This is a genomic window from Kitasatospora sp. NBC_01560 (assembly GCF_045208415.1).
Classification (GTDB): domain Bacteria; phylum Actinomycetota; class Actinomycetes; order Streptomycetales; family Streptomycetaceae; genus Kitasatospora.
In genome coordinates this window covers 3,160,562-3,184,048 of sequence record NZ_CP109364.1, presented here as the reverse complement: position 1 = coordinate 3,184,048, position 23,487 = coordinate 3,160,562, and the positions used below count along the sequence as shown (strand labels likewise).

Sequence of the window (23,487 nt, the reverse complement as noted above, 5' to 3'; positions counted from 1 at the left end):
GAGTGCCGGGGGTGGTCACAGCTTGGCGCCGCGCTTGCGCTGGAAGCTCAGCAGCAGCCCGCCACCGATGCCGATCAGCAGCCCGACGCCGATCAGCCACCACTGGCTGATGCCGCCGTCCTTCTTCTCCTTCGCCGGGGCGGACGCAGCCGAGGAGGCAGCGGAGGCCGCCGCCTTGGGCGCCGGGCCGAGGGCGGTCAGCTGTGCGACGAGGTCGCCGCCGAAGGAGGCGGGGTCGCGCTGCGCGGCCTGGGCGACGAGCAGCAGGGTGGCGGTGGCGGAGGCATCGGTGCCGCTCCTGGTCCAGGCGGAGCCCTCCTTGGCGAGCCAGTCCACCGGGCCGGCCGCCTGCTGCGGGTGGCCGCCCTGGATCAGGCCGAGGGCGGCCCAGGCGGTGGCGGTGTAGTCGGGCGTCGGGGGCGCGCCGGGGGTGGTGAGGGTGAGGTGCTGGCCGCCGGCGGTGAGCTGGGTGGTCAGGTAGGCCCCGATCGCCTCGGCCGAGTCGGCGCGCGGGACGCTGTTCCCGGTCGAGCCGTCGGCGCACGGCAGCGCCTTGGGGGCGGCGTCGGTCCGGTTGGTGTTGGTGACCGGCAGCTTGCCGCCGGCCGCGGCCAGCGAGGCCTGCCCGGCGGCGAGCGCGTTCGGTTCGAGCGCGCCGTCCGGCTTGGGCTGGTAGGCGAAGGCGCCGCGCTGGTCGGCGGGGGCGGCGCAGCCGAGCTGGAAGAGGGCGAGCCCGTCGAAGGCGCTCCGGCCGGCCTTCGCCACCGCGGCCGGGTCGGCCTTGGCGGCGATCAGGGCGTTGACGGCGAGGCCCGTGGAGTTGGCGTCGCCGGGGCTGCCGGGGTTGTAGGCCCAGCTGCCGTCCGCGTTCTGGTTGGTCCTGAACCACTGGACGCCCTTGTCGACGGCGTCCTGGTGCCCGCCGAGGGCGAGCAGGGCCTGGACGGCGACGGCGGTCGCGTTGCTGTCCTCGGTGGTGGCGTCGCAGGCGGCCGTGGTGTCAGCGCGGAACGAGGGCCAGCCGCCGTCGGCGCACTGCTGCCCGGTGAGCCAGGAGACCGCGGAGTCGGCCGGGGTCACCTTGGCGCCCGCCAGCGCGGTGAGGGCGAGGGACTGCCGCCACACCCCGTCGTACGTCGGGTCGCCCTTGCCGTACAGGCCCTCGGGGACGGGTGCGGCGGTGCCGGTCGCGGGGGTGTCGGCGAGGGCGGTCCCGGTGGCGGCACCGGTGAGCAGCGCGGCGGACAGGGCGGCGGCGCCCAGGCGGGCGGCGGTGAGCATGGTGGAGTTGAGCCTTTCGATGAGCGGTGGTGGCCCGGGTGGGCCGTGCCGTAGACCTCGACGGTGCCGGGAGCGGGTGCTTCCGGGCCGGCCGCTCGCCTCTCCACCGGGCACTCCGACTGGCCCGGTCGAACGCGCGCCGGGTTCACGGTTGCGGGGTCAGTGCCGGATTCGCACCGGCTTTCCCCGGAGGAGAAGCGGGATGGAGTTGTCCTGCGGGTGGGTTCTGCGCATCGACTCTAGCCGCCGTGCCGGGGCGTGCGGGACCGCCGGGGCGAGAACACGTTCCACCGGGAACGGGGGCGGGTGCAGTGCAGGTACGGACCCGGGTGCAGTGCCGGTACGGGCCCGGGTCCGGGGCGCCGGTCAGGGCAGGGTGAGCAGTTGGGCGGCGGTGTGCAGGTCGGCGCGGACCTCGGCGATCGAGGAGCGGCCGGAGAGCCAGGAGACGAGGGCCGAGTGCCAGGTGTGCTCGATCACCCGGACGGCCGCGCGCTGGCTCTCGGTGGGCAGGCCGGACTGGCCGATGGAGTCCAGGATGAGCTGTCCGGTGGCGGTGCTCACCCGGTCGACCTCGGCGCTGACCGAGCGGTCCGCGAAGGAGAGCGCGCGGACCATCGCCTCGGCCAGCAGCGGTTCGCGCTGGAGCGCGTGGAAGGCGCGGGTGAGCGTATCGGCGACGCGCGGTGCCGGCTCCGGCTCGGCCGGCGGGTGCCGCCGGACCTGCTCCTGGAGGCCCTGCAACTGCTCCAGCATGACGGCGACGAGCAGGTGGACCTTGGAGGGGAAGTACCGGTACAGGGTGCCGAGCGCGACCTCCGCACCCTCCGCGACCTCCCGCATCTGCACGGCCTCGTACCCACCGCGGGCGGCCAGGACGGTCGCGGCGCGCAGGATCCGCCGCCGCCGCTCGGCCTGTCGCGCGGTCAGCGGCGGGTCGGTGGTCGGTGCGGCGGACGCGGCGGACGTGCCGGGCACGGTGGGGTGCGCGGTGGACGGCGCGGGGGTGGTGGGCGACGGCAAGGGTGCTCCCGGGGCGCGAGAGTGGCGAGGCGCTCCAGCGGATCCGGAGCAGGTGCGGAGCGGATGCGGGGCGGATTCGGAGCAGGGCGCGAGCAGTGGCGGAGCGGATCAGGAGTGGATCAGTGGCGGACCCGGACCGGACCCGGAGCAGATCCGGGCCCGGTCCGCAGTGGCGCCGGACCGGGTTCGGAGCGGTTGCCGGGACGGCCCGGGGTGGGTCCGCCCCGCCGGCCCGGCAGGGTGCTCCGGCGTGGCGTGAATCACCAGCCCTGGCTCCTGACGGCAAGCTACGGGCCGGTATCTTCGAGGTCTCTCATTGTTCACATGGTTGCCGGTGAACTCCACACCGGACTGAAACCTGATCTACTTTAGCGACCGGCAGCACACTGCACACCGGATCGCACACCTAGCGCAGAGATGGGGGCCGACGATGGCCGCGACCGCACACCCGCTGCGGATTGCCCTGCTGTCGTACCGAGGCGACCCGTACTGCGGCGGTCAGGGCGTCTACGTACGGCACCTGTCGCGCGAGCTGGCCCGGCTCGGCCACCACGTGGACGTGATCGGCGCCCAGCCCTACCCGGTGCTGGACGAGGTCGAGGGCCCCGGCTCGGTGCGCCTGGTCGAGCTGCCCAGCCTGGACCTCTACCGCGCCGACGACCCGTTCCGCACCCCGGAACTCGCCGAGTACCGCGGCCCGGTGGACGTGCTGGAGGTGGCGACCATGCGCACCGGCGGCTTCCCGGAGCCGCTGACCTTCTCGCTGCGCGCCCGCCGCTACCTCGCCCTGCACAAGGGCCGCTACGACGTGGTGCACGACAACCAGACGCTCGGCTACGGGCTGCTCGGCCTGGCGCGGCACGGGTTCCCGCTGGTCACCACGATCCACCACCCGATCACCGTCGACCGGCAGTTGGAGCTGGACGCGGCGCCCACCCGGCTCAAGCGGCTGTCGCTGCGCCGCTGGTACGCCTTCACCCGGATGCAGCGGCGGGTGGCCGCCCGGCTGGAGCACATCATCACCGTCTCCGGCAGTTCGAAGCGGGAGATCGTCGAGCACCTGGGTGCCGCGCCCGGCGCGGTCTCGGTGGTGCCGATCGGCGCGGACACGCGGCTCTGGTCGCCGTCGGCGGCGGTGCACCGGGTGCCGGGCCGGATCGTCACCACGTCCAGTGCGGACGTGCCGCTCAAGGGCCTGGTGCACCTGGTCGAGGCGCTGGCCAAGGTGCGCACCGAGCGGGACGCGCACCTGGTCGTGGTCGGCAAGCCGCAGAAGGAGCGCGGGCCGGTCAGTGAGGCGGTCCGGCGCTTCGGGCTGGAGCAGCACATCGAGTTCCGCAGCGGTCTGACCGACCAGGAGCTGGTGGACCTCTACCGTTCGGCGGAGGTGGCCTGCGTGCCGTCCCTGTACGAGGGCTTCTCGCTGCCGGCGGCCGAGGCGATGGCCACCGGGACGCCGCTGGTGGCCACCACCGGCGGGGCGATCCCCGAGGTGGCCGGGCCGGACGGCGAGACCTGTCTGGCCGTCCCGCCGGGCGACGCGGGCGCGCTGGCGGCGGCGCTCGGCCGGCTGCTGGACGATCCGGAGCTGCGGAGCGTGCTCGGCGAGGCCGGGCGGGCCCGGGTGCTCGCCCGGTTCACCTGGCAGCGGGCCGCCGAACTGACCGTCGAGGGGTACCGGTCGGCGATGGCGACCGGGGCCGGGCAGCGGGCCCGCTCCGGACCGGGCTGGCGGTACGTGGCCTGACGGCCGCCCGCCGTGCCGTGCCGTCCCCGCCCGGTCGTGGACTCGACCCCGCAGTTCTGGTTTCTCTCCGACGCGACAACCCGTGACGTGCCGTCGGAACGTTTGGTGCCAAAGGAATGGGAGCCCCGCAGTGCTGACCGTTGATTTCTCGCGCTTCCCGCTCGCCCCCGGCGACCGGGTGCTCGACCTGGGCTGCGGCGGGGGGCGGCACGCGTTCGAGTGCTACCGGCGCGGGGCCAACGTGATCGCCCTCGACCAGAACGCCGAGGAGATCGCCGAGGTCAGGAAGTGGTTCGCGGCCATGGAGCAGGCGGGCGAGGCGCCCGAGGGCGCGTCGGCGGTCGCCATGGAGGGCAACGCGCTGGCCCTGCCGTTCGAGGACGACTACTTCGACAAGATCATCATTTCTGAGGTGATGGAGCACATCCCGGACGACAGGGGCGTGCTCAACGAGATGTTCCGGGTCCTCAAGCCCGGCGGCCTGCTCGCCGTCACCGTGCCGCGCTGGCTACCCGAGAAGATCTGCTGGGCGCTCTCGGACGAGTACCACGAGGTCGAGGGCGGCCACATCCGGATCTACCGCGGCGACGAGCTGCTCGGCAAGCTCCAGGACGCCGGGCTGGAGCCGTACGGCACCCACCACGCGCACGCGCTGCACTCGCCGTACTGGTGGATCAAGTGTGCGGTCGGCGTGGACAACGACAAGGCGCTGCCGGTCAAGGCCTACCACAAGCTGCTGGTCTGGGACATCGTCGGCACCCCGGTGATCAGCACCCTGACCAAGGCCGCCGAGAAGGCGCTCAACCCCGTCATCGGCAAGAGCTTCGTGGCCTACGCGGCCAAGCCCCACCGCGCCGAGCGGGCCGGGACCGGGACCGGGGCCGCCGGGGCCGCCGGGGCCGTCCCCGCCCAGGCCGAGCCGGTGCCCGCCGCCGCTGAGCCGGCCCAGGCCGAGCCGGTGCCCGCCGACGCCGGGCGGGCCGGCGAGTGACCGCCGCCGTCCCCGAGGTGCTGCTGCTGGACGGGGTGCTCGACGCCGCACAGGCCGCCGACACCGTCCGCAGCATCCTCGCCGAGCAGCAGAGCGACGGCGGGATTCCCTGGTTCACCGGTCACCACCTCGACCCGTGGGACCACACCGAGGCCGCGATGGCCCTCGACACCGCGGGTGAGCACGCCGCCGCCGAGGCCGCCTACCGCTGGTTGGCGGCCCGCCAGAACCCGGACGGCTCCTGGTACGCGGCCTACACCTACCCGTCGGACGGCAGCGGGGCGGAGGTCTCCGGCACGGCCAAGGAGACCAACTTCTGCGCGTACGTCGCGGTCGGCGTCTGGCACCATCACCTCAGCACCGGCGACGACGGCTTCCTGGACTGGATCTGGCCGGTGGTCAGGCGGGCCCTGGACTTCATCGTCGGCCTGCGGCTGCCGGGCGGCCCGATCTCCTGGCGGCTCGACGAGAACGGGGAGGCGCCCGACGAGGCGTTGCTCACCGGCTCGTCCAGCATCCTGCACGCGCTCCGCTGCGGCCTGGCCATCGCCGACTACCTGGAGGAGCCGCAGCCCGACTGGGAGCTCGCGACCGGCCGGCTGCGGCACGCCATCGCCCACCACCCCGAGCGGTTCCTCGACAAGGACCGCTTCTCGATGGACTGGTACTACCCCGTCCTCGGCACCGCCCTGCGCGGTCCGGCGGCGCTGGAGCGGATAGAGCGGGACTGGGAGCGCTTCGTCGTCCCCGGTCTCGGCGTCCGCTGCGTCAGCGACCGCCCCTGGGTGACCGGCGGCGAGAGCGCCGAACTGGCCATGGCCCTCTGGGCGGTCGGCGAGTCCGACCGCGCGGTGGACATCCTGCGCTGGATCCAGAAGCACCTGCGGCACACCGACGGCTCGTACTGGACGGGGTACGTCTTCGAGGACGACGCCATCTGGCCCGAGGAGCGCACCACCTGGACGGCGGGGGCGCTGCTGCTGGCCGTCGCCGCGCTCGGCGGCGACCCGGCCACGGTGTCGGTGTTCGGCGGCGACGAGCTGCCCGCCGGCCTGGTGGTGCAGGACTGCTGCTGAGGCGGCCCGGGCGCCCGCCCGCGGCAGCCGCCGGCGGGGACCCGCGGCGGAGTCCACGGCCGGAGCAACAGCCGGATCCACGGCGGGAACCCGCGGTGGGAACGGCAACGCCGAAGGGGCGGGACCGGAGCAATCCGGTCCCGCCCCTTCGGCGTTGCTGCCTTTGGGCGGATCAGCCGCGCTGGATGCCCGAGGCGTCGGTGAGCAGGCCCTGGGTCCCGTCCTGGAGCTGGGCGACCAGCGCGGCACCGCGCTGCTCGACCGCCAGGTACCAGGTGCCCGGGATCAGTTCGCCGACCGGCGCGCCGGCCGGGTTCTCCTTCGGCGCCAGCTGACGGGGCGCCGGGACGGCGAACCAGAACGGCGCGAAGTCGGCCGCCGGAGCCACCGGGGCGGGCTGCGCCTGGGCGGCCTGCTGGGCAGCGGCCTGGGCGGCGGCCTGCTGGGCCGCAGCCTGCTGAGCGGCGGCCTGCTGGGCGGCGGCGTCCAGCGGCTGGCCGGCCTGCGGGGCCGGGTAGCCGTACCCGCCGGGCTGGCCGCCGAAGGCCGGCGACTGCGCCTGCGGCTGCTCCTGGCCGGGGGCCGGGTAGCCGTACTGGCCCGGCTGGCCGGGCTGGCCCGCCTGCGGGGCCGGGTAGCCGCCCGGGTAGCCCTGCTGGACGGCCGGCTTGTCGGTGACCAGCGGCGCCTTCAGGAACGGCAGCAGCGGGGCGGCCGCGGCCGCACCGGCGAGCACGATCAGCGCGATGACGGCGAGCCAGGCGCCGAAGCCGTGGTTCAGGCCCTTCGGCCCACCGCCCAGGGACCAGATCGAGGTCCAGAGCGCGGCGACGGCGAAGGCGATGCCCCACTGGTCCAGCCGCAGGCCGAGCACCTGGCGGTTGGCGGCGGCGGCGCCCTGGAAGCGCTGCACCAGGATCAGGGCGGCGGCCGCGATGCCGAGCAGGAACACCGAGGGCAGGATGGGGAACAGGTCGCTGTCCCACGCGTTCGTCGAGGAGTTGCTGCAGTACCTGCCTGAGCAGTCGACAGTCCAGTACGGCAGGAAGGAGGCGATGAAGAGCAGGACGGCCGCACCTGCGACGGCGGCGTCTCCCCTGGTGAGAGCGCGCAGATTCACTAACGTTCCCCTCGTTGGTGTGTCGTGGACGGCGGTGTTGCACGGTCGGGGTTTCCGGCCAGGAAACTCCGAACGGACCAGAAGCCTAGGGCCAACCGCCCCGCGGGTGCACAGCGGGCTCGGGAATGGGGCGAAGTCGTTGCAAACTGCGCGGGTCCGACCCCTGCCGTCCACCTGCCGATCGGCCGGGCCGCCGGCCCCTGCCGCCTATCGTGTGGTCAGAAACGTCGTCAGGGCGTCGGCGATCCCCTGGGCGGCCTGCTGGCGCCACTGAGGGTCCGTCATTCGCCTGGCGTCGGCAGAGTTGCGCATGTTACCGCACTCGATGAACACCTTGGGCACGGCCGAGAGGTTCAGCCCGCCCAGATCGGAGCGGGTGTCCAGCCCCTGGCTCGCGACGTAGTCGGCGTACGGCTCCCCGGTCGCGGTGTGGAAGCTGTCGCGCAGCAGCAGGCCGAGGCGCTTCGAGGGTGCGACGATCGCCGTGTTGTCGGCCTTTCCCGCGACCACCCTGGCGGGCATGATCACGTGGAAGCCGCTGCCGCCGGCCGGGCCGCCGTCCGCGTGCACCGAGACCGCCGCGTCGGCGTGCGCCTCGGCGCCGGCCCGGGCGCGCTCGTCGATGCAGGGCCCCCACGGCCGGTCACCGTCCTGGGCCAGCACCACCGTGGCGCCGCGGGCGGCGAGGATCTCCCTGGCCCGCCGGGACACGTCCAGCGTGTAGTCGGCCTCGGTGTAGCCGGCGTTGGTGGAGGTGCCGGTGGTGTCGCACTCCTTGCGGGTGTTGCCGATGTCGACCTGGCGGTTGATCTCGGTGGAGTGCGCGAAGTTACCGGGGTTGTGGCCGGGGTCGAGCAGCACCGTCCGGCCGGCCAGCACGGTGGACGCGGGGGTGGCCGGGGCGGCCGGGGCGGACGAGGGCCCGGGGGCCGACGGGGTCGCGGCGGAGGGATCGGCGCCGGCCGGCGGGGTCGCCGGCGGTGCGTCGGCGGGGAGTGTGGCCGTCGGCCCAGACGGAGCGGCCGGACCGCCGGCCGGACCGGTGTCCGGCGCGGCTGCCGCGGCGTTGCCACGGGTGGCCGGCGCGGCGTCGCCCGTCCCGCCGTGGTCGGCGACGGCCTGCCAGCCCAGCCAGCCGGCCAGGCAGAGCGGCACCAGGACGCCGGCCACCGTGGTGGTGCGCACCAGGCGTGAGCGGCGGGGCGGTCGGTCGGGTGAGCTGTCGGGCGTGCCGGGCGTGCCGGGCGTGCCGGGGGTGGTGCGGGTCACGGGTGGTTCAGATCCTGTCCTGGGTGCGTGCGGTCAGGCCGTACGCGTCGGCGATCGCCTTCCACTTCGTCACGAAGTCCTTCTTCGCCTGGGTCGCCTGCGGGTTGAGCTCGTCCGCGTGCTTCTTGTCGGCGGTGTTCGGGGCCGAGCCGGAGCAGCCCTGCGCGGAGACCGCGCGGGCCCAGCTCGCGTACGCGCGGTCGATGTCGGCGGACAGCGACCAGGCGGACTTCAGCGAGGCCACCGCGTCCGCACCGCCGGGCAGGTCGGTGACGGTGAGGGCGGCCAGCTTGCCGAGCAGCTGGTCGCGCTGCTTGCCACCGGTGTCGAACACCTGCGCCGCGCTCTCGATGTCGGGCTTGGAGGGGCAGCTGGACACCTTGGCGACCGCGCTGCCGATCGGGGCCTTCGCGCTCTCGCCCTGGGTCAGCAGCTCGTCCATCGCCTTGGCCTGCGCCTCGGCGTTGGCGCCGGCGGCGCTCGGGCTCGCGGCGGCGGACGCGGTGTCGGTGGCGGCGGGAGTGGGCACCCCGGGCGTGCCGCCGGGCGCCGGCGGCGGGTTGCCGGCGGCAGGCGCGTCGGTGGACGCGGTGGTGCCCGACGGCGCCGGCGCGGCCTGGCCGGCCGGGCTGCCGTCGTCCTTCACCGCCCAGAGGATGCCGCCGCCGAGCGCCAGGACGAAGAGCAGCGCGAAGGCGATCAGCAGCGGCGCGCGCTTGCTGGAGGGGCGGTCCTCGTCGTCGTCCTCGTAGCCCTGCGGGAAGTCGGGCTGCCCGTAGGGCTCCTGGGGGTACGCCTGCTGCCCGTAGGGCTGCGGGGGGTGGGGCGGTTGGCCGTGCGGCTGCTGCGGGTACGACGGGAACGGGGGCGGCGCCGTCACGTGGCCCGGGAAGCCCGTGGCCGGCGCGGCGGGCTGCTGCGGGGCGCCCGGCTGCTGCGGGGCGACGGCCGGGAACGCGGGCGCGGTGGCCAGGTACGGGCGGGCCGCCAGCGGCGGGCCGTGGTCGCCGACGGCACCCGCCGTGGGGGCTGCTGCATCGGCGGCGGGCCGGGCTGCGGCGGGGCCGCTGCGGGCGGGGCCGGCGGGGCGGCCGGCCCCTGGGCGGCCCCCGGCTGCTGCTGCGGGCCGCGGACCCAGCCACCGGCGCCACCGCGCGCGGTGGGGTCCCAGACCGCCGGGGCGGTGTTCTGCTGGTCCGTCATTGCGTTCTGGCCCCCACCGTGTGCCCGGATGCTCTGCCTGGTGCTGTGCCGCTCGGCCGCTCGCGTGCGCCCGCGGTGCGCGTCGGTGCCGCGCGGACACCGTACCGTTCGAACCCCCGCCCGACAGCCCCGGCACGACGTTAGAGCATCCGTGACCGGCCGGGGGCCGGTCCGTGGATCCCGGCCCGGCCGGCCCGGGCGGTGGTACGGCGGGGGTGGTACGGGGCGCCGGGGCGCGGCCGGATCAGGCGGTGGCGCGGCGCAGCACCCGCAGCGAACCGGTCACCGAGACCTCCTCGAACCCCTCGGCCAGCGCCCGCAGGTACACCCGGTACGGCGCCTGTCCGCCGTCCGCCGGATCGGGGAAGACGTCGTGCACCACCAGCAGGCCCTCGGGCGCGAGCCGGGGCGCCCAGCCCTCGTAGTCCCCGGTCGCGTGCTCGTCGGTGTGGCCGCCGTCGATGAACACCAGGCCGACCTGCCCGCCCCAGACCGCCGCGATCTGCGGGGACCGGCCCACCAGGGCCACCACGTACTCCTCCAGGCCGGCCGCGTGCAGGGTGCGGCGGAAGCGTGGGAGCGTGTCCATCCGGCCGACCTCCGGGTCGACGAGCGTCGGGTCGTGGTACTCCCAGCCGGGCTGCTGCTCCTCGGACCCGCGGTGGTGGTCGACGGTCAGTGCCACCGTGCCGGTCTCCCGGGCCGCCGCGGCCAGCAGGATCGCCGAGCGCCCGCAGTAGGTGCCGATCTCCAGCACCGGCAGGCCCGTGCGCCGCGCCGCGGCCACCGCCGCCGCGTACAGCGCCAGCCCCTCGTCCACCGGCATGAACCCGGTCGCGGCCTCGAACGCCGCCAGGACGTCGGGCGCGGGCTGCGGGTTCTCCAGGAGGTCGGACATGGTGCTGCTCCTTGCCGGGGGGTGGGACGGTCGGGGCGCCGTACTCGCCGTACTCGCCGTCGGACCCTACTGGACGGTACGCGACGGCGTCCCGTCCGCCCGGGCCCGGGGGCGGGCGGAGTGGAACGTGTTCCAGTCCGGGCGGGTGGGTCGTGCCAGAATCGGCCCGACCACCGATCCGAGGCGACCCGGGAGCAGACCCATGCGCGCAGCCATCCTGCACAAGACCGGCCAGGACACGCTCGACGTCCGCGACGACGTGGTGGCGGTCGGTTTCGGCCCCGGCAGGGTGCGGGTCCGCCTGCGGGCGGCCAGCCTCTGCCACTCCGACCTCTCGGCGATGAACGGCGTCCTGCCGCAGCCCGCGCCGTTCGTGCCCGGCCACGAGGGCGCGGGTGACGTGGTGGAGGTCGGCGAGGGCGTGGCGGGTGTCGCGGCCGGCGACCGCGTGGTGCTCTGCTGGATGGCGCCCTGCGGCCGCTGCGCCCACTGCGAGCGCGGGCGCGGCCACCTCTGTGTCTCCAGCCTGCGCCGGCTCGGCGCCCCGGGCTTCCGCTTCGGCGGCGACGACGGTGCTGACGGCGGTGGCGCCGGTGAGGGTGGGCCGGGCGGCGCGGTCGAGGCCTCCGGCTTCTACGGCACCGGAGCGTTCGCCGAGGAGGTGGTCGTCGACCAGAACGCGGTGATCAAGGTCCCGGCCGACCTGCCGTACGAGCTGGCCGCCCTGATCGGCTGCGGGGTGACCACCGGCATCGGCGCCGCCGTCCACACGGCCCGGGTCGAGCCCGGGGCCTCGGTCGCGGTGATCGGCGCGGGCGGGGTCGGGGTGGCGGCCGTCCAGGGGGCCCGGGTCTGCGGCGCGGGCCGGATCGCGGTGGTCGACCCGGTCGCCTCGCGGCGGGAGCGGGCGCTGGCCTTCGGCGCCACGGACGCGCTCGCCCCCGAGGAGCTGAAGGGCGTCGCGAAGAGCCTGCCGGGCGGCGGGTTCGACTACGTCTTCGAGGCGGTCGGGCGGGCGGCCACCGTCCGCGCCGGGTACGACGCGGCGCGGCGCGGCGGCGCGGTGGTGGTGGTCGGCGCCGGGGCGCAGGACGACCTCGCGCAGTTCACCATGGGCGAGCTGTTCTTCAACGAGAAGCGGCTGCTGCCTTCGCTGTACGGCGGCGCGTCCGTGCCGCGCACCGTCGCGCTGGTGGTGGACCTGTGGCGGGCCGGGCGGATCGACCTCGACGGCATGGTCACCCACCGGGTCGGGCTGGCGGACGTCAACGAGGCGATCGCGCAGATGCGCAGCGGCGAGGCGCTGCGCACGGTGGTGACCCTGGGCTAGGCCCTCTCGTTCGGACTCGGCGGCCCCGGCCGGCCCCCGCCGCCCCGGCAGGGGCCGGGCGGGTCCGCCGGATGCGACAGGGCCCGCCGCTGCACCCGGCGGGCCCTGTCGTTCGGGCGGGAGCGGGGCTCAGCCCCGGCCGGCCCCGGCCCCGGCGAGCCGGTGGCGGCCGTGCGGGTCGGCCCCGGGGCTGTCGTTGTCGGCGGAACCGCCGCGGTGGCGGCCGTGCGGGTCGGCCCCGGGGCTGTCGTTGTCGGCGGAACCGCCGCGGTGGCGGCCGTGCGCCGCGGTGTCCCCGGTCGCGGTCCCGTCGGCGTCGGTCCCGGTCATCGCGGGGCCGGTGGTGTCGGTGAGGGTGTCGGACATCAGAATCGTCTTCTCCGTGCGAGGGTGCAGATGCTTCGGCGCCTGGCGGACGCCGTGGGCACGGACGGACGCGTGACCGGCACGACCGGGTCGGCGGGCCGCGTCCGGAGCCGGTGATCCCGGCCCGTGCCCCGGACACCCTAATGGCCGGAACGGGTGTGGTCCTATCGAGATCGTCACGGGCGCCCGGCGGCCGCCGGGGCCGCGTGCGACCCGGCGGATCCCCACCCGTGGCCCACCGGTTCGCGGTGGAGCGGTTCGCGGTGGAGCGGCCACAGCACCTGAAGGTCTCCGTGCCGGGCGAGCATGCCGTGGCCGCCGGGCACCAGCCGCCCGGGAGTCCGTGTCGCCGGTGGCGCGGTGTGCGCTACCCGGGCCGGCCGGTCCGCAGGAACGCGGCCAGCAGTTCGTGCAGCACGGCGGCGCCCTCCTCGGCCAGCACCTCGTGCCCGGCGCCGGCCGCCTCGACGTACCGGAAGTCGGCCCCCTCGGTACGGCCGATCCGCAGCAACTCGTGTCGCAGCGAACGGGACTGGCTCACCGGCACGACCTCGTCCCGGTCGCCGTGCACGACCAGCAGCGGCGCACCGATCCGGTGGGCCAGCTGGAGCACGTCGCGCGGGCCGCGGGCGTCGGCGATCGGCTCGCCGCCGCCCAGCCGGGTGGTCAACGCCCGTACCGGTGGGGCCGCTTCGGCCAGCAACCGGGCCCCGGACAGGAACGGTGCGACCACCGCGCAGCGCGCGACCTGCTCGGCCGGTGCGTGCGCGGCCGTCAGCAGGGCCAGGAACGCGCCGTAGCTGACGCCGAACAGGGCGGGCGGCTCCAGGCCGAGTGCGGCGCGCTGGCCCGCGATGCCGTCCAGCAGGTACAGGACGTCGTCGAGGTCAGGCCCGCCCCAGGCGCCCCGGACGGCCATCGCGTGCGCGACTCCGTAGCCGGTGGAGCCGCGCTGGTTCGGCGCGAGGACGGCGAGCCCGCCGGCCGCCATCCGCTGCAGGGCGGGGTCGAACTCCAGCCGCCAGGCGTCCGCCGGGCCGCCGTGCAGGGCGAGGACGAGGTGCGGGCTGCTCAGCCAGGCGTCGCCGCCGTACACCACGGCCTCCAACGGCCCGGCCGGTCCGGCGAGTTCGAGGCTCTGGGCCGGGTGCCACCGCCCGCCGTCGCCGGGCGGGGTGGAGCCGTCCAGCCGCCAGCCGGCGGCCGGTGCGGTCCGGGGTGCGCGCGGCAGGCCGGGCTGCCAGGGCAGGACGGCGTCCCGCCACGGACCGGTCAGGGCCGAGCCGGGCAGCCCGGAGCCGAGCGGTGCCAGTTGCAGGGGCAGCGGCATCGGGCCGGAGCCGGTGGCGGGGGCCGGTCCGTGCGCCAGCAGCGCGTCGACGTCCAGGGTGGCCAGCGCCGCCGGGTGGTCGGGCGCGGAGTAGGGCAGCCGCAGCCCGGCCGCGGACCAGTGCCCGACGGCACCGAGCCGGCCGGCCGGCACCGCCAGCGGCTCCAGCCGCCCGGCCGCCGGCCGCCACAGGGCCAGCGTCGAGCCGGCGCCGTGGTCGATCTGGACGGCCACCCGGGCCCCGTCCGGCGCGGGCCGCAGCGCCACCGGCCGCAGGAACACGCCCGCGACGTGCAGGCACTCGGGGAACCGCAGCGGCTCGCCGCCGCCCAGCAGGCCCCAGCCGAGCCGGTCGGTGCCGGGCGCGTCGCTGCGCACCATCGCGAAGCGGCTGTCCGGGTCGAACAGCACCAGCCGGTCGTTGCTGCCCTCGCCGATCTCCAGCAGCGGGGTGACGAGACCGGTGCGCAGGTCCAGCACGACGGTGCGGACGGTGCCCGCGTCGACCCGGTCCAGAGCCAGCAGGGAGCCGGTGCGGTCGAGCCAGACCCCGCCGCCGTGGAGCCCGGGGAGCTCGGCGACCTGCCGGGGCTCGCTGCCGTCGGCCCGGACCAGCCAGACCGTGGTGGCCGGGCGGGTGTCACTGCCCAGCGCGACGGCGACCGGTGCGCCGGGCCCGTCGTGGGCCTGGTCCGGGAGCGGCAGCAGCCGCAGCCCGGGGCGCTTCAGGGTGGCCAGCGCGCGTTCGGTGGTGGCCGGCCCGGTGCCCGGCCGGGCGGCGTCGAGCAGCACCAGGTCGTGCCGCTCGCCGTCGTGCCGGCAGACCAGGACGGAGCCGTCCGGCAGGGCGACCAGCTCCGAGCGCAGGTTCTCCGACCGGTTGCCGGGCAGGGCCAGCGGTACCGGCACGGCCGGGCCGCTCGCGGGCAGCTGCCAGCTCTCCGCGTACCAGCCGCCGTCGGCGGCCGAGGCGAGGCAGGCGGCGTGGCTGCCGTCGGCGGTGAAGGTGAAGCCGAGGCGGCGCAGGGCCTGCGTCGCCGTCCGGGTGACCACGGTCATGGCGCCCCCGTCCGGTCGGCGCCGGGCGGCCCGGGGGGACCGTCGGCGGGGGCGCCCGGGAAGCCCGGGAGGTCCGGGAAGGCGGGCGGTACCGGGTCCACCCAGAGGCGGGGGCCGCCGTGCCGCAGCCGCAGCAGGAAGGCGAGCGCACCCGCCGTCCCCGTCCCGTACGCGGCGGCGCAGCCGGTGCCGGTCTCGTCGGGCAGCACCAGCAGACCGTTCCGCAGGGCCGTTCGCGCGGTGATCAGCCGGGCGGTCTCCTCCGCGCCGGAGCGGAACTCGACGGCCCCGGTGGCCTCGGCCAGGTCGAGCAGGTACTCGCCGTTCCCGGCCAGCCCGTGGCAGGCGCTGACGCCGCAGTGCCAGCGGCCGGCCAGGACGGCCCGGCCGGCCGCGAGGGCGAGTTCACGGGCGTCCGCGTCGCCGGTGACCTGCCAGAGCCGGAGCAGGAAGGTGCCGGCGCCGGACGAGCCGCTGCACCAGTGGGCGAGCCGGACGTGCTCGGGATCCCGGGAGTCCTGCGGCCACCACGCGCTCTCCTGCACACCGGTGACGGCGGCGGACGCCTCCGCACCGGAGCGGCCGTGCACGGCGCCGCCGGTGAACTCCCGCCGGACGGTGGCCGCGAGCGTGCGGCCGGCTTCGGCGGCGCCGGCGAGCAGGGCCCGGTCACCGCTGGCCTCGGCGGCGGCCAGCAGGAACGCGCCGACGCCGGCCACCCCGTGGGCGAACCCGAGGTGGGTGCTCCCGGCGAGCGCCGAGTCGAAGTCCGCCGGAACCGGCCAGACCGTGCCGTGCGGCGTGGCGCGGCCGGCGGCGAGCAGGTGGTGCCCGCAGCGGGCGGCGCGGGCCAGGAACGTGCGGGCGGACTCCGCGTCCGGGGCGTCGGCGGCGCACCGCAGCTGGAGGAATCCGGCGCCCGCGGCACCGTGGCAGACGTCGGGGTTGGGCCACTCGACGGCTATCCGGCGGGCCAGCCCGGTGGCGCGGTCGGCGAGCGGCCGGTCGGCCAGCGCCGTGGCGGCGTCCAGCAGGGCCCAGGCGGCGCCCGAGCGGCCGAAGTGCAGCCCCGGCAGGACGACCGGCTCGGCGGCGCACCGCCGCTCGACCCACTCCACGGCCGTCCGGGCCGTCCGCCGCGCCTCCGCGCGGACCTCGGCGGGGAGCCCGTCGGCCAGCGCGGCCCGGGCCAGCAGGGCCAGCACCCCGGCGGCGCCGTGCTGGACGTTGCACGGGTCGGACCGCTGCCCGGCCGGGACGGTCGGCCAGAGCCGGTCGCGCCGCTGCGGCGAGGCGGTCGCGGCGAGGTGCCGCAGGCCGTCGTGCAGGACCTGCTCGACGACGGATCCACCGGGCGAGCCGGGCGAGCTGTGCGAGCCGCGGCCCACCGGCGCCGCAGCATGGCCGTTCGTGCCGCCGGCGCCGTCCGCGGCGCCGCCCGCGAGGGCGTCCCGCACCTGCTGCAGGCTCCACCGCTGCTCGGGCTCCTCCGCCCGCAGCCCCAGCACCGCCGGGGCGAGCCGTCGTGCGGTGTCCCCCGAGCGGGCGGCCAGCGCGAGCCAGCGGCCGAGCCGGTCGGCGACCGGGCGGGCGTGCGGCAGGTCCTCGGGCAGCAGCGGGTCGTGGCCGGTGGCGAGCAGGAAGAAGAGCCCGCCGAGCGCGTAGAGGTCGGCGGCCGGCTCGGCCACGGCGGACCCGGTTGCGCCGGCCCGGAGTGTCCCCGTCGCCGGGTCGTCCGCGACCAGGGCGAGCCGCCCCGGTCCCTGCTCGGGGGCCCGGTAGCCGGGGGTGCCGGCGGAGCCGGCGCGGCGGCCGGCCTCGGCGGCCAGTTCCAGGTCGACCAGCCGCAGCGTGCCGTCGGGCTGGACCAGGACGTTCCCGGGGGAGAGGTCGCGGAGCACCAGGCCGAGCTCGTGCACCCGCTCGACCAGGTCGAGCAGCGCGTGGACCAGGGGTCCGGCCTCGGCCCAGTCGACGTCCGGGCTGCCGTCGCGGCGCAGCCGTGCGCCGACCCAGCCGCCGAGCGGCTGCCCGGCGATTCGTTCCTGCACCAGGAACAGTGAGTCGTCCTGCTCGATCAGTTCGACCGGCCGCGGGGCCAGTTGCTGCCCCTCCAGCCGGGCCAGCAGTGCGGCCTCGTGCCGGAGCGCGGCCCGGGCGTCGGTGCCGGACCGGTCCACCTCGATGTGCGCACGGGCCTGCTTGACCACGACCTCCGTGTCGCCGTCGGTGTCCCGGCCGAGGAAGACGCCGCCCTTGGTGCTGTGCCGGATCGCGCCGGTGATCACGTACCGCCCGGCCAGCAGCACCCCACCGGCCCCGCGCCGGGCGGCGGCGGGCCGGCCCGCTCCCGGCCCGCCGCCCTCGTTGGCTGCTCCGGGCCGTTCCGCGAGCGGATCGCGCGCCCACGGGGGGCAGCGGTACGACGCCCCGCGCACGTCCTCGACGCGTTCGCCGCCGGGCCCGCGCAGCATCGACCGGTACCCGCCGTCGTTGCCCAGCTCGGCACGGGCCGCGAAGGCGCCGTACCGGTAGTGGACCCTGCTGCCGGGCCGGTAGGGGCGGTCGGAGAGCACGACCGGCCCGGGCAGTCCGTCGGTGGCCCGGTGCAGGGCGGCCGCCAGCCGCCGGAACTGCTCCTCGTCCGCCGGGTGGACGGTGACGAACTTGCCCGCCGAACCGCGCTCGCTGTTGCGGGAGTTCAGCTCGTGGAGCTGCTCCGGCCCGGCGGCGAACCTGAACGCGCACGGATCGTCGGCCAGCACCTCGGCGACGGCCGACAGCACCGCGCCCCCGACCGCCGAGGCCGCGCTGACGTGGATCTTCCAGCCCTCCTCGGCGAGTTCAGCCGCTTTTCCCGCGGACGGCCTGGCCGTGCACCAGAAGCCCTCGGTGGTGACCTCCCAGCCCCCACCGCGCTCCCGGCCCCCACCGCGCTCCCGGCCCCCACCGCCGGCCAGTGCCGTCCGCGCGACCTCCGGCCACGTGCCGCCCGCATGCGGCCCGCGGCCCGCCGATCCCGTTCCCCCGGCCGTCCGCAGCGATGTGCCCGCTCCCATCCGCTCCCACATCCCTTCGTCTCGGCCGGCGCCCGCCGGTGCCCACTGCTCCGGCACCCGGGCGCACGGCCACGGCCTGATCGGTTTTCCGGAAGCCCCGGGGGAAGCCCCGGGAGCGCTGCCCGGCCGCGTCCGGCGCGGGCCGGTCGGGCCCGGCGCGGCCCGGATCCAGCCGGGCCCGCGCTGCGGCGGGGCGCCTGTCCGACCCCCCGGTCGAGGCAACTTCCCTTCGCAGAAGTGAAGTTACTTTCGGTGCCCGGGCGGACTCAACGCGTGGCGAGTCACTTCACTCGTAAGGGTGATCCAGGCGCTGTTTCGAATATGTACGAGCGGCTCGCTGTGAGCGGCGGGTGCCGCCCGCCCCGCCGGGCGCCCGCCCGCATGCACTGCGCGAGCACGACCCGGGCGGCCCCCGGCCGCCGCCCGGGCGCGCGGGCGCGGTGGTTGACGCGCACCTGTGCGCCCCGTCCCCCGTACCGGGGACGCCCCGGTCGCCGCGCCCGGGCCCGCCCCGGAGGGCCGTCCGGCCGGGGGCACAGCCCGCCGCATCGCGCCCCCGGGCGGCTCGGGCGCCCCCGCGCGCACGGTAGTCTCGACAGGTGCCGAAACTGTCCGACGTCATCACCGCGCTCGAAGAGGTCTACCCGCCGGAGTGGGCGGAGTCCTGGGACGCCGTCGGCCTGGTCTGCGGAGACCCTCGGGCCGAGGTCCGCCGGGTGCTCCTCGCCGTCGACCCCGTGCAGGCGGTCGTGGACGAGGCCGTCGAATGGGGCGCCGACCTGGTGGTCACCCACCACCCCCTCTATCTGCGCGGCACCACCAGCGTCGCCGCCACCACCTTCAAGGGTCGGGTCGTGCACACGCTGATCCGCAACGGCATCGCCCTGCACGTGGCGCACACCAACGCCGACCACGCCGACCCCGGTGTCTCGGACGCGCTGGCCGAGGCGGTGGGCCTGCGGGTCACCGGCCCGCTGGTGCCGGATCCGGCCGACCCGCTGGGCCGCCGCGGCACCGGGCGGATCGGCCTGCTGGAGCCTCCGCTCCCGCTCTCCGCCTTCGCCGCGCGGGTCGCCGCGGGCCTGCCCGCCACGGCCGCCGGCGTCAGGGTCTCGGGGGACCCGAACCGGCTGGTCAGCCGCGTCGCGGTGTGCGGCGGATCGGGCGACAGCCTGTTCGCCGAGGTGCGGGCGGCCGGCGTCGACGCCTACCTGACCGCCGACCTGCGCCACCACCCGGCGTCCGAGGCCGCCGAGACGGCACCGGTCGCGCTGCTCGACGCCGCCCACTGGGCCACCGAGTGGCCCTGGCTCACCCTGGCCGAGAAGGCGCTGCACGGCGCCGCCGGAAAGCGGGGCTGGGCCGTGGAGACGAAGGTCTCCCACCGGGTCACCGACCCGTGGACCGCGCACGCCCCCATGTCCTTCACCGCCTGACCCGATTCACAGGAGCTCTCCGCTTGAACGCCGCGCCCGCCGACCAGATCCGCCTGCTCGACCTCCAGGCCATCGACTCGAAGCTCGACCAGCTGGCCCACCGGCGTCGCAGCCTGCCCGAGCACGCCGAGATCGACAAGGCCACCGCCGACCACACCGCGCTCAAGGACCTGGTGATCGCCGCCCAGGCCCAGCAGGGCGACACCACCCGCGAGCTGACCAAGGCCGAGCAGGACGTCGAGCAGGTCCGCTCCCGCTCCGCCCGCAACCAGCAGCGCCTGGACTCCGGCGCGATCACCTCGCCGAAGGACCTGGAGAACCTCCAGCACGAGATCGGCTCGCTGGCCAAGCGCCAGGGCGACCTCGAAGAGGTCGTGCTGGAGATCATGGAGCGGCTGGAGTCCGCCGAGACCCGGGTCACCGAGCTGACCGCGCGCCTGGAGCACTCCACGGTCGTGCTGACCGAGGCCGAGGCACGCCGTGACGCCGCCTTCGCCGAGATCGACGCCGAGGTGGAGAAGGTCCGCCGCGAGCGCGAGACCGTCGTCGCCGTCGTCCCGGCCGACCTGCTGAAGCTCTACACCCGCCTGCGCGAGCAGCAGGGCGGCGTCGGTGCGGCCCGCCTCTTCCAGCGCCGCTGCGAGGGCTGCCGCGTCGAGTTCGCCGTCTCCGACCTGAACGCCATCAAGGCCGAGCCCAAGGACGCGGTCGTCCGCTGCGACAACTGCGGCCGCATCCTGGTGCGCACCGCCGAGTCGGGCATCTGATCCGGTGGCGGGGCGCAGGTTCATCGTCGAGGCCGACGGCGGCTCCCGGGGCAACCCGGGGCCGGCCGGCTACGGCGCGGTGGTCCGGGACGGCGACACCGGCCTGATCATCGCCGAGGCCGCCGAGTTCATCGGCCACGCCACCAACAACGTGGCCGAGTACAAGGGCCTGATCGCGGGCCTGCGGGCGGCCCGGGAGATCGACCCGGACGCCTCGGTGGACGTCCGGATGGACTCCAAGCTGGTGGTCGAGCAGATGTCCGGCCGCTGGAAGATCAAGCACCCCGACATGCAGCCGCTGGCCGCCGAGGCCCGCACCGTCCTCCCGCGCAGCCAGGTCAAGTACACCTGGATCCCGCGCGAGAAGAACAAGGACGCCGACCGGCTCGCCAACGAGGCGATGGACGCGGGCAAGGCCGGCCGCCAGTGGGAGCCCAGGCCGTTGCGGGCCGCGGCCCCGGCGCAGGCCGTGCCGGCCGCCGAACCGCCGCTGGAGAAGGCCGCGCCGAAGGCCGGCTGGGCGGCCGCCGCCGACCTCGGCACCCCGAGCACCTTCGTGCTGCTCCGCCACGGCGAGACCCACCTGACCCCGGAGAAGCGGTTCTCCGGCAGCGGCGGCAGCGACCCCGAGCTCTCCGAGAAGGGCCGCTGGCAGGCCGAGCGCGCCGCCGAGGCGCTGGCCGCGCGCGGCTCCGTCCAGGCCGTGGTCGCCTCCCCGATGCGCCGCACCCGGGAGACGGCCGAGCTCGTCGCCGCCCGGCTGGGCCTGGAGGTCCGCTACGAGGAGGGCCTGCGCGAGGTCGACTTCGGTGACTGGGAGGGCCTGACCTTCGCCGAGGTCCAGGAGCGCCACCCCGAGGACCTCACCGCCTGGCTCGGCTCGCCCAGGGCGAAGCCGACCGGCAGCACCGAGAGCTTCACCACGCTCACCCACCGGGCCGGGGTCGCCCGGGACAAGATCCTCGCCCGCCACCCCGGGAAGACCGTGCTGGTGGTCTCGCACGTCAGCCCGATCAAGACGCTGGTGCGCCTCGCGCTCGGCGCGCCGCCGGACTCGCTCTACCGGATGGAGCTGTCCGCCGCCTCGCTCTGCGCCGTCCAGTACTACGCGGACGGCAACGCCTCGGTGCGGCTGCTCAACGACACCTCGCACCTGCGCTGACCCCGGGTGGCGGGCTCCCCGCGGAGCCCGCCGCCCCGGTACGCGCCCCGCTGCGGTCCGGGGCGGTGCGTCCGGTCCGGGCTCAGTGCACGTCGGTGACCACGACGTCCAGCTGCCACGGCTTGCGTGCGGTGCCCTCCGCCGCGACCTCCACCCGGTGGCCCAGTCCGAGCAGAGCGTCCGTCAGCTCGCCGGGCGTCTTCGGCTCGGCCCCCGCCACCAGCAGGTCCCGGACCAGCCGGCCCTTGGTCGCCTTGTTGAAGTGGCTGACCACGGTGCGCTTGCCGTTCCGCTCCTGGAGCACCCGTACCGTCGCCGTCCGGGAGGCCACCTCGCCGGCCGGCTTCCACGCCGCCGCGTACGCCGAGCTGCGCAGGTCCAGCACCAGCCCGTCCGCCACCTCCGGCAGCACGGATGCCATCGCGCCCCGCCAGTACGCTCCGAGCGCCCCCGGGCCGGGGAGTTTCACGCCCATCGAGCAGCGGTAGGGCGGGATCCGGTCGCCGATCCGCACCGCACCCCAGAGCCCCGAGAACACCAGCAGCGAACGCCCGGCCCGGTCGTACGCGGCCTCGTCCAGCGTGGCCAGGCCGAGGTTGTCGAACAGCACCCCGGTGTACACCTCACCGGCCGGCAGCGCGCCCGCTGTCGGCAGGCCCGCGTTGCGCGCGATCTCGCCGCGCAGCCCCGGGCTCAGCCCCAGCACGCCGGCGGCGGTGTCCTCGTCGCCGCGGCAGAGCCCGACCAGTGCCTCCAGCACCTGCGCCCGCGCCGCCGTCAGTCCGGGCAGCGAGAGCCCGTCGAGCGCGACCGGCACGCCGTCCCCGGACGCGGCCTTGCCCTCCGAGGGCGGCAACAGGACCAGCACAGCGGACTCCTCAACAGTTTGTGGCGGACGATCCCCGCCACCCTACGCACAAGACGGCCCTCCCCGGGCGCCCGGTCCGCCGCACGGACCGTCCCCGGCCTACTCCCGGACCGCCGCCGCGGCGACCACGGCGGTCCCGGTGCCGAGCGCCAGACAGAGCGGCGAGTAGTAGCGGGCGTTCAACCGCCGGAACCGCTCGCTGCGCTCGGACATGCGCCCGCCGAACACCGTCAGCCCACCCGCGCCGCGGGCCAGCAGCACCCCGGCGACCGCCCGGACGCCCTGCCGCCGCACCCACGTGGGCCCGGCCTTCGGCAGGACCCCGGTCTCCGCACCCACCAGGTACGCCGCCGCGCCGAGCAGCCCCGCCACCGCGGCGCACGCCGCCGCCGGCGGCACCCCGTCACCGGTGCCGACCACCGTGTCCGCGAACTCCTCCGGCGTGCGCGCCGGCCAGGGCGTCACCACCCACACCGCGTGCAGCGCCCCCGTCGCCGCCAGCACCCCGGCCACCGCGGCCCCCGTCACCCGTACCGCACCCATCGCGAACCCCCTTCGCACGTTGCTGTCCCGTCCACCCTAGATCCGCTCACACCGGCGCCCGCCCGTACCCCTGCGCGCCCGGCCACGGCCCGAATTCGGTGGGCCGGCACCGGCGCGCCCCTTACCGTGGGCGTGAAGGAGAGTGACGAGATGACCCTGCGCCCCCTGGACCTCGTGCCCGGCGACGACGACGCCGTGGAGGAGTCCCTGCCCGTCCGGCTGCCCGCCGGGCTGCCCCCGGAGACCAGGCAGGCCCTGGAGTTCGCCCTCCAGGCGGCCGCCGAGGCGGTGATGGCGGGCCGGGTCCGGGTGACGGAGACGGCCGGCCCGGACAGCGCGGAGCTGGCCTTCGACGTGCGCCAGTCCGAGGTGCCGCAGGGGCTGGTGGAGAAGCCGCGGCCTGGCCGGGCCGCGGTGCGGGCCGCCATGGTGGAGCGGATCCGCGCGGCCAACGCGGAGACGCTGGACCGGCTGAAGGACCTGTGAGCGCCGTGGCGGGGCCCGGCCCCACCGAGTACCTCGACCTGGAGGACGTCAGCTACCTCGCCGGCGGCCCGGAGAACATCCGGGACCTCGGGGCGCTGCTGTCGGCCCTGGGCCGCCCGCAGGCCACGGTGTTCGGCCAGGACGCCTACCCGGACCTCTGGGCCAAGGCGGCGGCCCTCGGCCAGAGCCTCGCCCGCAACCACCCGCTGGTCGACCGGAACAAGCGCACCGCCTTCGAGGCGATGCTGCTCTTCCTCGACTACAACGCCGAGCCCTACACCGACCCGCCGCCGGACGACGCGGTCGCGTTCATGCTCCGGCTGGCCACCGGCGGCTACGACGACGCCGTGACCCTCGCGGCGAAGGACCTCCGCTCGCTCCTCGGCCGCTGACCCGTCCGGCCCGCTGACCCGTCCGGGCCGCGAACCCGCCCGGGCTGCGAACCCGCCCGGCCGCGTCCCCGGCACCGGGCG

At 76.3% G+C, this 23,487-nt stretch carries 20 protein-coding genes and 1 riboswitch; of the genes, 9 read left to right on the top strand and 11 right to left on the bottom strand.

Features of this window, described 5'->3' with window-relative positions; translation table 11 throughout:
• Nucleotides 1-15: 15 nt before the first annotated feature.
• Together OH807_RS13630 and OH807_RS13625 are read right to left on the bottom strand one after the other, a co-directional pair.
• Complete coding sequence (locus OH807_RS13630) at nt 16-1,281, bottom strand: prenyltransferase/squalene oxidase repeat-containing protein (RefSeq protein ID WP_406198105.1); 1,266 nt, start codon at nt 1,279-1,281, stop codon at nt 16-18.
• A gap of 108 nt (nt 1,282-1,389) precedes the next feature.
• Nucleotides 1,390-1,468: riboswitch (cobalamin riboswitch) on the bottom strand.
• A gap of 179 nt (nt 1,469-1,647) precedes the next feature.
• Entirely contained in the window at nt 1,648-2,304 is a 657-nt protein-coding gene (locus OH807_RS13625) for a TetR family transcriptional regulator (RefSeq protein ID WP_406198102.1), read from the bottom strand.
• A 430-nt stretch (nt 2,305-2,734) separates the two neighbouring features.
• On the opposite strand from OH807_RS13625, the gene OH807_RS13620 reads away from it, so the two are divergent.
• The 3 genes from OH807_RS13620 to OH807_RS13610 all read left to right on the top strand — a co-directional run bounded on the left by OH807_RS13620 (nt 2,735) and on the right by OH807_RS13610 (nt 6,118).
• Complete coding sequence (locus OH807_RS13620) at nt 2,735-4,051, top strand: glycosyltransferase family 4 protein (protein ID WP_406198099.1); 1,317 nt, start codon at nt 2,735-2,737, stop codon at nt 4,049-4,051.
• Between the two features lie 130 nt (nt 4,052-4,181).
• Nucleotides 4,182-5,042 (top strand): class I SAM-dependent methyltransferase, encoded by an 861-nt coding sequence (locus OH807_RS13615; RefSeq protein ID WP_406198097.1) that lies wholly within the window; start codon nt 4,182-4,184, stop codon nt 5,040-5,042.
• Complete coding sequence (locus tag OH807_RS13610) at nt 5,039-6,118, top strand: prenyltransferase (RefSeq protein ID WP_406198095.1); 1,080 nt, start codon at nt 5,039-5,041, stop codon at nt 6,116-6,118. Before OH807_RS13615 ends, OH807_RS13610 begins: the two co-directional genes overlap by 4 nt.
• A 172-nt stretch (nt 6,119-6,290) precedes the next feature.
• Here the strand turns inward: OH807_RS13610 and OH807_RS13605 are convergent, their stop codons facing one another.
• The 4 genes from OH807_RS13605 to OH807_RS13590 form a co-directional block, all read right to left on the bottom strand.
• Nucleotides 6,291-7,238 (bottom strand): hypothetical protein, encoded by a 948-nt coding sequence (locus OH807_RS13605; RefSeq protein WP_406198093.1) that lies wholly within the window; start codon nt 7,236-7,238, stop codon nt 6,291-6,293.
• Nucleotides 7,239-7,445: 207 nt separating this feature from the next.
• Nucleotides 7,446-8,507 carry an N-acetylmuramoyl-L-alanine amidase gene (locus tag OH807_RS13600; protein WP_406198090.1) on the bottom strand — a complete coding sequence of 354 codons (1,062 nt, stop codon included), beginning with the start codon at nt 8,505-8,507 and terminating at the stop codon, nt 7,446-7,448.
• 7 nt (nt 8,508-8,514) lie between these two features.
• Nucleotides 8,515-9,387, bottom strand: a complete 873-nt coding sequence (locus OH807_RS13595; RefSeq protein ID WP_406198087.1) for a hypothetical protein — start codon at nt 9,385-9,387, stop codon at nt 8,515-8,517.
• A 567-nt stretch (nt 9,388-9,954) separates the two neighbouring features.
• The gene (locus OH807_RS13590) at nt 9,955-10,608 is read right to left on the bottom strand and encodes a class I SAM-dependent methyltransferase (protein WP_406198085.1); all 654 of its coding nucleotides are present in this window, start codon (nt 10,606-10,608) and stop codon (nt 9,955-9,957) included.
• 202 nt (nt 10,609-10,810) lie between these two features.
• Between OH807_RS13590 and OH807_RS13585 the strand changes: the two genes are divergently transcribed.
• Nucleotides 10,811-11,938 carry a zinc-binding dehydrogenase gene (locus tag OH807_RS13585; protein WP_406198082.1) on the top strand — a complete coding sequence of 376 codons (1,128 nt, stop codon included), beginning with the start codon at nt 10,811-10,813 and terminating at the stop codon, nt 11,936-11,938.
• Between the two features lie 129 nt (nt 11,939-12,067).
• On the opposite strand, the gene OH807_RS13580 is transcribed toward OH807_RS13585, so the two are convergent.
• From OH807_RS13580 to lanL, 3 genes are all read right to left on the bottom strand, one after another.
• Nucleotides 12,068-12,304, bottom strand: coding sequence for a hypothetical protein (locus OH807_RS13580; RefSeq protein WP_406198080.1), 237 nt, complete (start codon nt 12,302-12,304; stop codon nt 12,068-12,070).
• Between the two features lie 367 nt (nt 12,305-12,671).
• Nucleotides 12,672-14,693 carry an alpha/beta fold hydrolase gene (locus OH807_RS13575; RefSeq protein WP_406198078.1) on the bottom strand — a complete coding sequence of 674 codons (2,022 nt, stop codon included), beginning with the start codon at nt 14,691-14,693 and terminating at the stop codon, nt 12,672-12,674.
• On the bottom strand, nt 14,690-17,752 hold the full coding sequence (gene lanL / locus OH807_RS13570; RefSeq protein WP_406198077.1) for a class IV lanthionine synthetase LanL: 3,063 nt from the start codon (nt 17,750-17,752) through the stop codon (nt 14,690-14,692). The genes OH807_RS13575 and lanL overlap by 4 nt, the downstream gene beginning before the upstream one ends.
• Nucleotides 17,753-18,351: 599 nt before the next feature.
• Between lanL and OH807_RS13565 the strand changes: the two genes are divergently transcribed.
• From OH807_RS13565 to OH807_RS13555, 3 genes are read left to right on the top strand one after another with little or no spacing between them, the layout of a single operon-like run.
• Nucleotides 18,352-19,188: a Nif3-like dinuclear metal center hexameric protein gene (locus OH807_RS13565; protein WP_406198075.1), complete on the top strand. Its 837-nt coding sequence runs from the start codon at nt 18,352-18,354 to the stop codon at nt 19,186-19,188.
• A 23-nt stretch (nt 19,189-19,211) separates the two neighbouring features.
• Nucleotides 19,212-19,955 carry a zinc ribbon domain-containing protein gene (locus OH807_RS13560; protein ID WP_406198073.1) on the top strand — a complete coding sequence of 248 codons (744 nt, stop codon included), beginning with the start codon at nt 19,212-19,214 and terminating at the stop codon, nt 19,953-19,955.
• Between the two features lie 4 nt (nt 19,956-19,959).
• Nucleotides 19,960-21,117 carry a bifunctional RNase H/acid phosphatase gene (locus tag OH807_RS13555; protein WP_406198071.1) on the top strand — a complete coding sequence of 386 codons (1,158 nt, stop codon included), beginning with the start codon at nt 19,960-19,962 and terminating at the stop codon, nt 21,115-21,117.
• A gap of 82 nt (nt 21,118-21,199) precedes the next feature.
• Here the strand turns inward: OH807_RS13555 and yaaA are convergent, their stop codons facing one another.
• Together yaaA and OH807_RS13545 are read right to left on the bottom strand one after the other, a co-directional pair.
• Nucleotides 21,200-21,985 (bottom strand): peroxide stress protein YaaA, encoded by a 786-nt coding sequence (gene yaaA / locus OH807_RS13550; protein ID WP_406198068.1) that lies wholly within the window; start codon nt 21,983-21,985, stop codon nt 21,200-21,202.
• A gap of 99 nt (nt 21,986-22,084) precedes the next feature.
• Complete coding sequence (locus OH807_RS13545; RefSeq protein ID WP_406198066.1) at nt 22,085-22,528, bottom strand: DUF3995 domain-containing protein; 444 nt, start codon at nt 22,526-22,528, stop codon at nt 22,085-22,087.
• A 150-nt stretch (nt 22,529-22,678) separates the two neighbouring features.
• Between OH807_RS13545 and OH807_RS13540 the strand changes: the two genes are divergently transcribed.
• Nucleotides 22,679-23,014, top strand: coding sequence for a hypothetical protein (locus OH807_RS13540; protein ID WP_406198064.1), 336 nt, complete (start codon nt 22,679-22,681; stop codon nt 23,012-23,014).
• Nucleotides 23,011-23,406 carry a type II toxin-antitoxin system death-on-curing family toxin gene (locus tag OH807_RS13535; protein ID WP_406198061.1) on the top strand — a complete coding sequence of 132 codons (396 nt, stop codon included), beginning with the start codon at nt 23,011-23,013 and terminating at the stop codon, nt 23,404-23,406. The genes OH807_RS13540 and OH807_RS13535 overlap by 4 nt, the downstream gene beginning before the upstream one ends.
• The last annotated feature ends 81 nt before the right edge of the window (nt 23,407-23,487 follow it).

Coding starts and splice junctions, on each gene's coding strand:
- OH807_RS13590 (WP_406198085.1), bottom strand. CDS start 10,608: ATGTCCGACCTCCTGGAGAACCCGCAGCCCGCGCCCGACGTCCTGGCG.
- OH807_RS13630 (WP_406198105.1), bottom strand. CDS start 1,281: ATGCTCACCGCCGCCCGCCTGGGCGCCGCCGCCCTGTCCGCCGCGCTG.
- OH807_RS13620 (WP_406198099.1), top strand. CDS start 2,735: ATGGCCGCGACCGCACACCCGCTGCGGATTGCCCTGCTGTCGTACCGA.
- OH807_RS13585 (WP_406198082.1), top strand. CDS start 10,811: ATGCGCGCAGCCATCCTGCACAAGACCGGCCAGGACACGCTCGACGTC.
- OH807_RS13580 (WP_406198080.1), bottom strand. CDS start 12,304: ATGTCCGACACCCTCACCGACACCACCGGCCCCGCGATGACCGGGACC.
- OH807_RS13540 (WP_406198064.1), top strand. CDS start 22,679: ATGACCCTGCGCCCCCTGGACCTCGTGCCCGGCGACGACGACGCCGTG.
- OH807_RS13545 (WP_406198066.1), bottom strand. CDS start 22,528: ATGGGTGCGGTACGGGTGACGGGGGCCGCGGTGGCCGGGGTGCTGGCG.
- OH807_RS13575 (WP_406198078.1), bottom strand. CDS start 14,693: ATGACCGTGGTCACCCGGACGGCGACGCAGGCCCTGCGCCGCCTCGGC.
- lanL (WP_406198077.1), bottom strand. CDS start 17,752: ATGGGAGCGGGCACATCGCTGCGGACGGCCGGGGGAACGGGATCGGCG.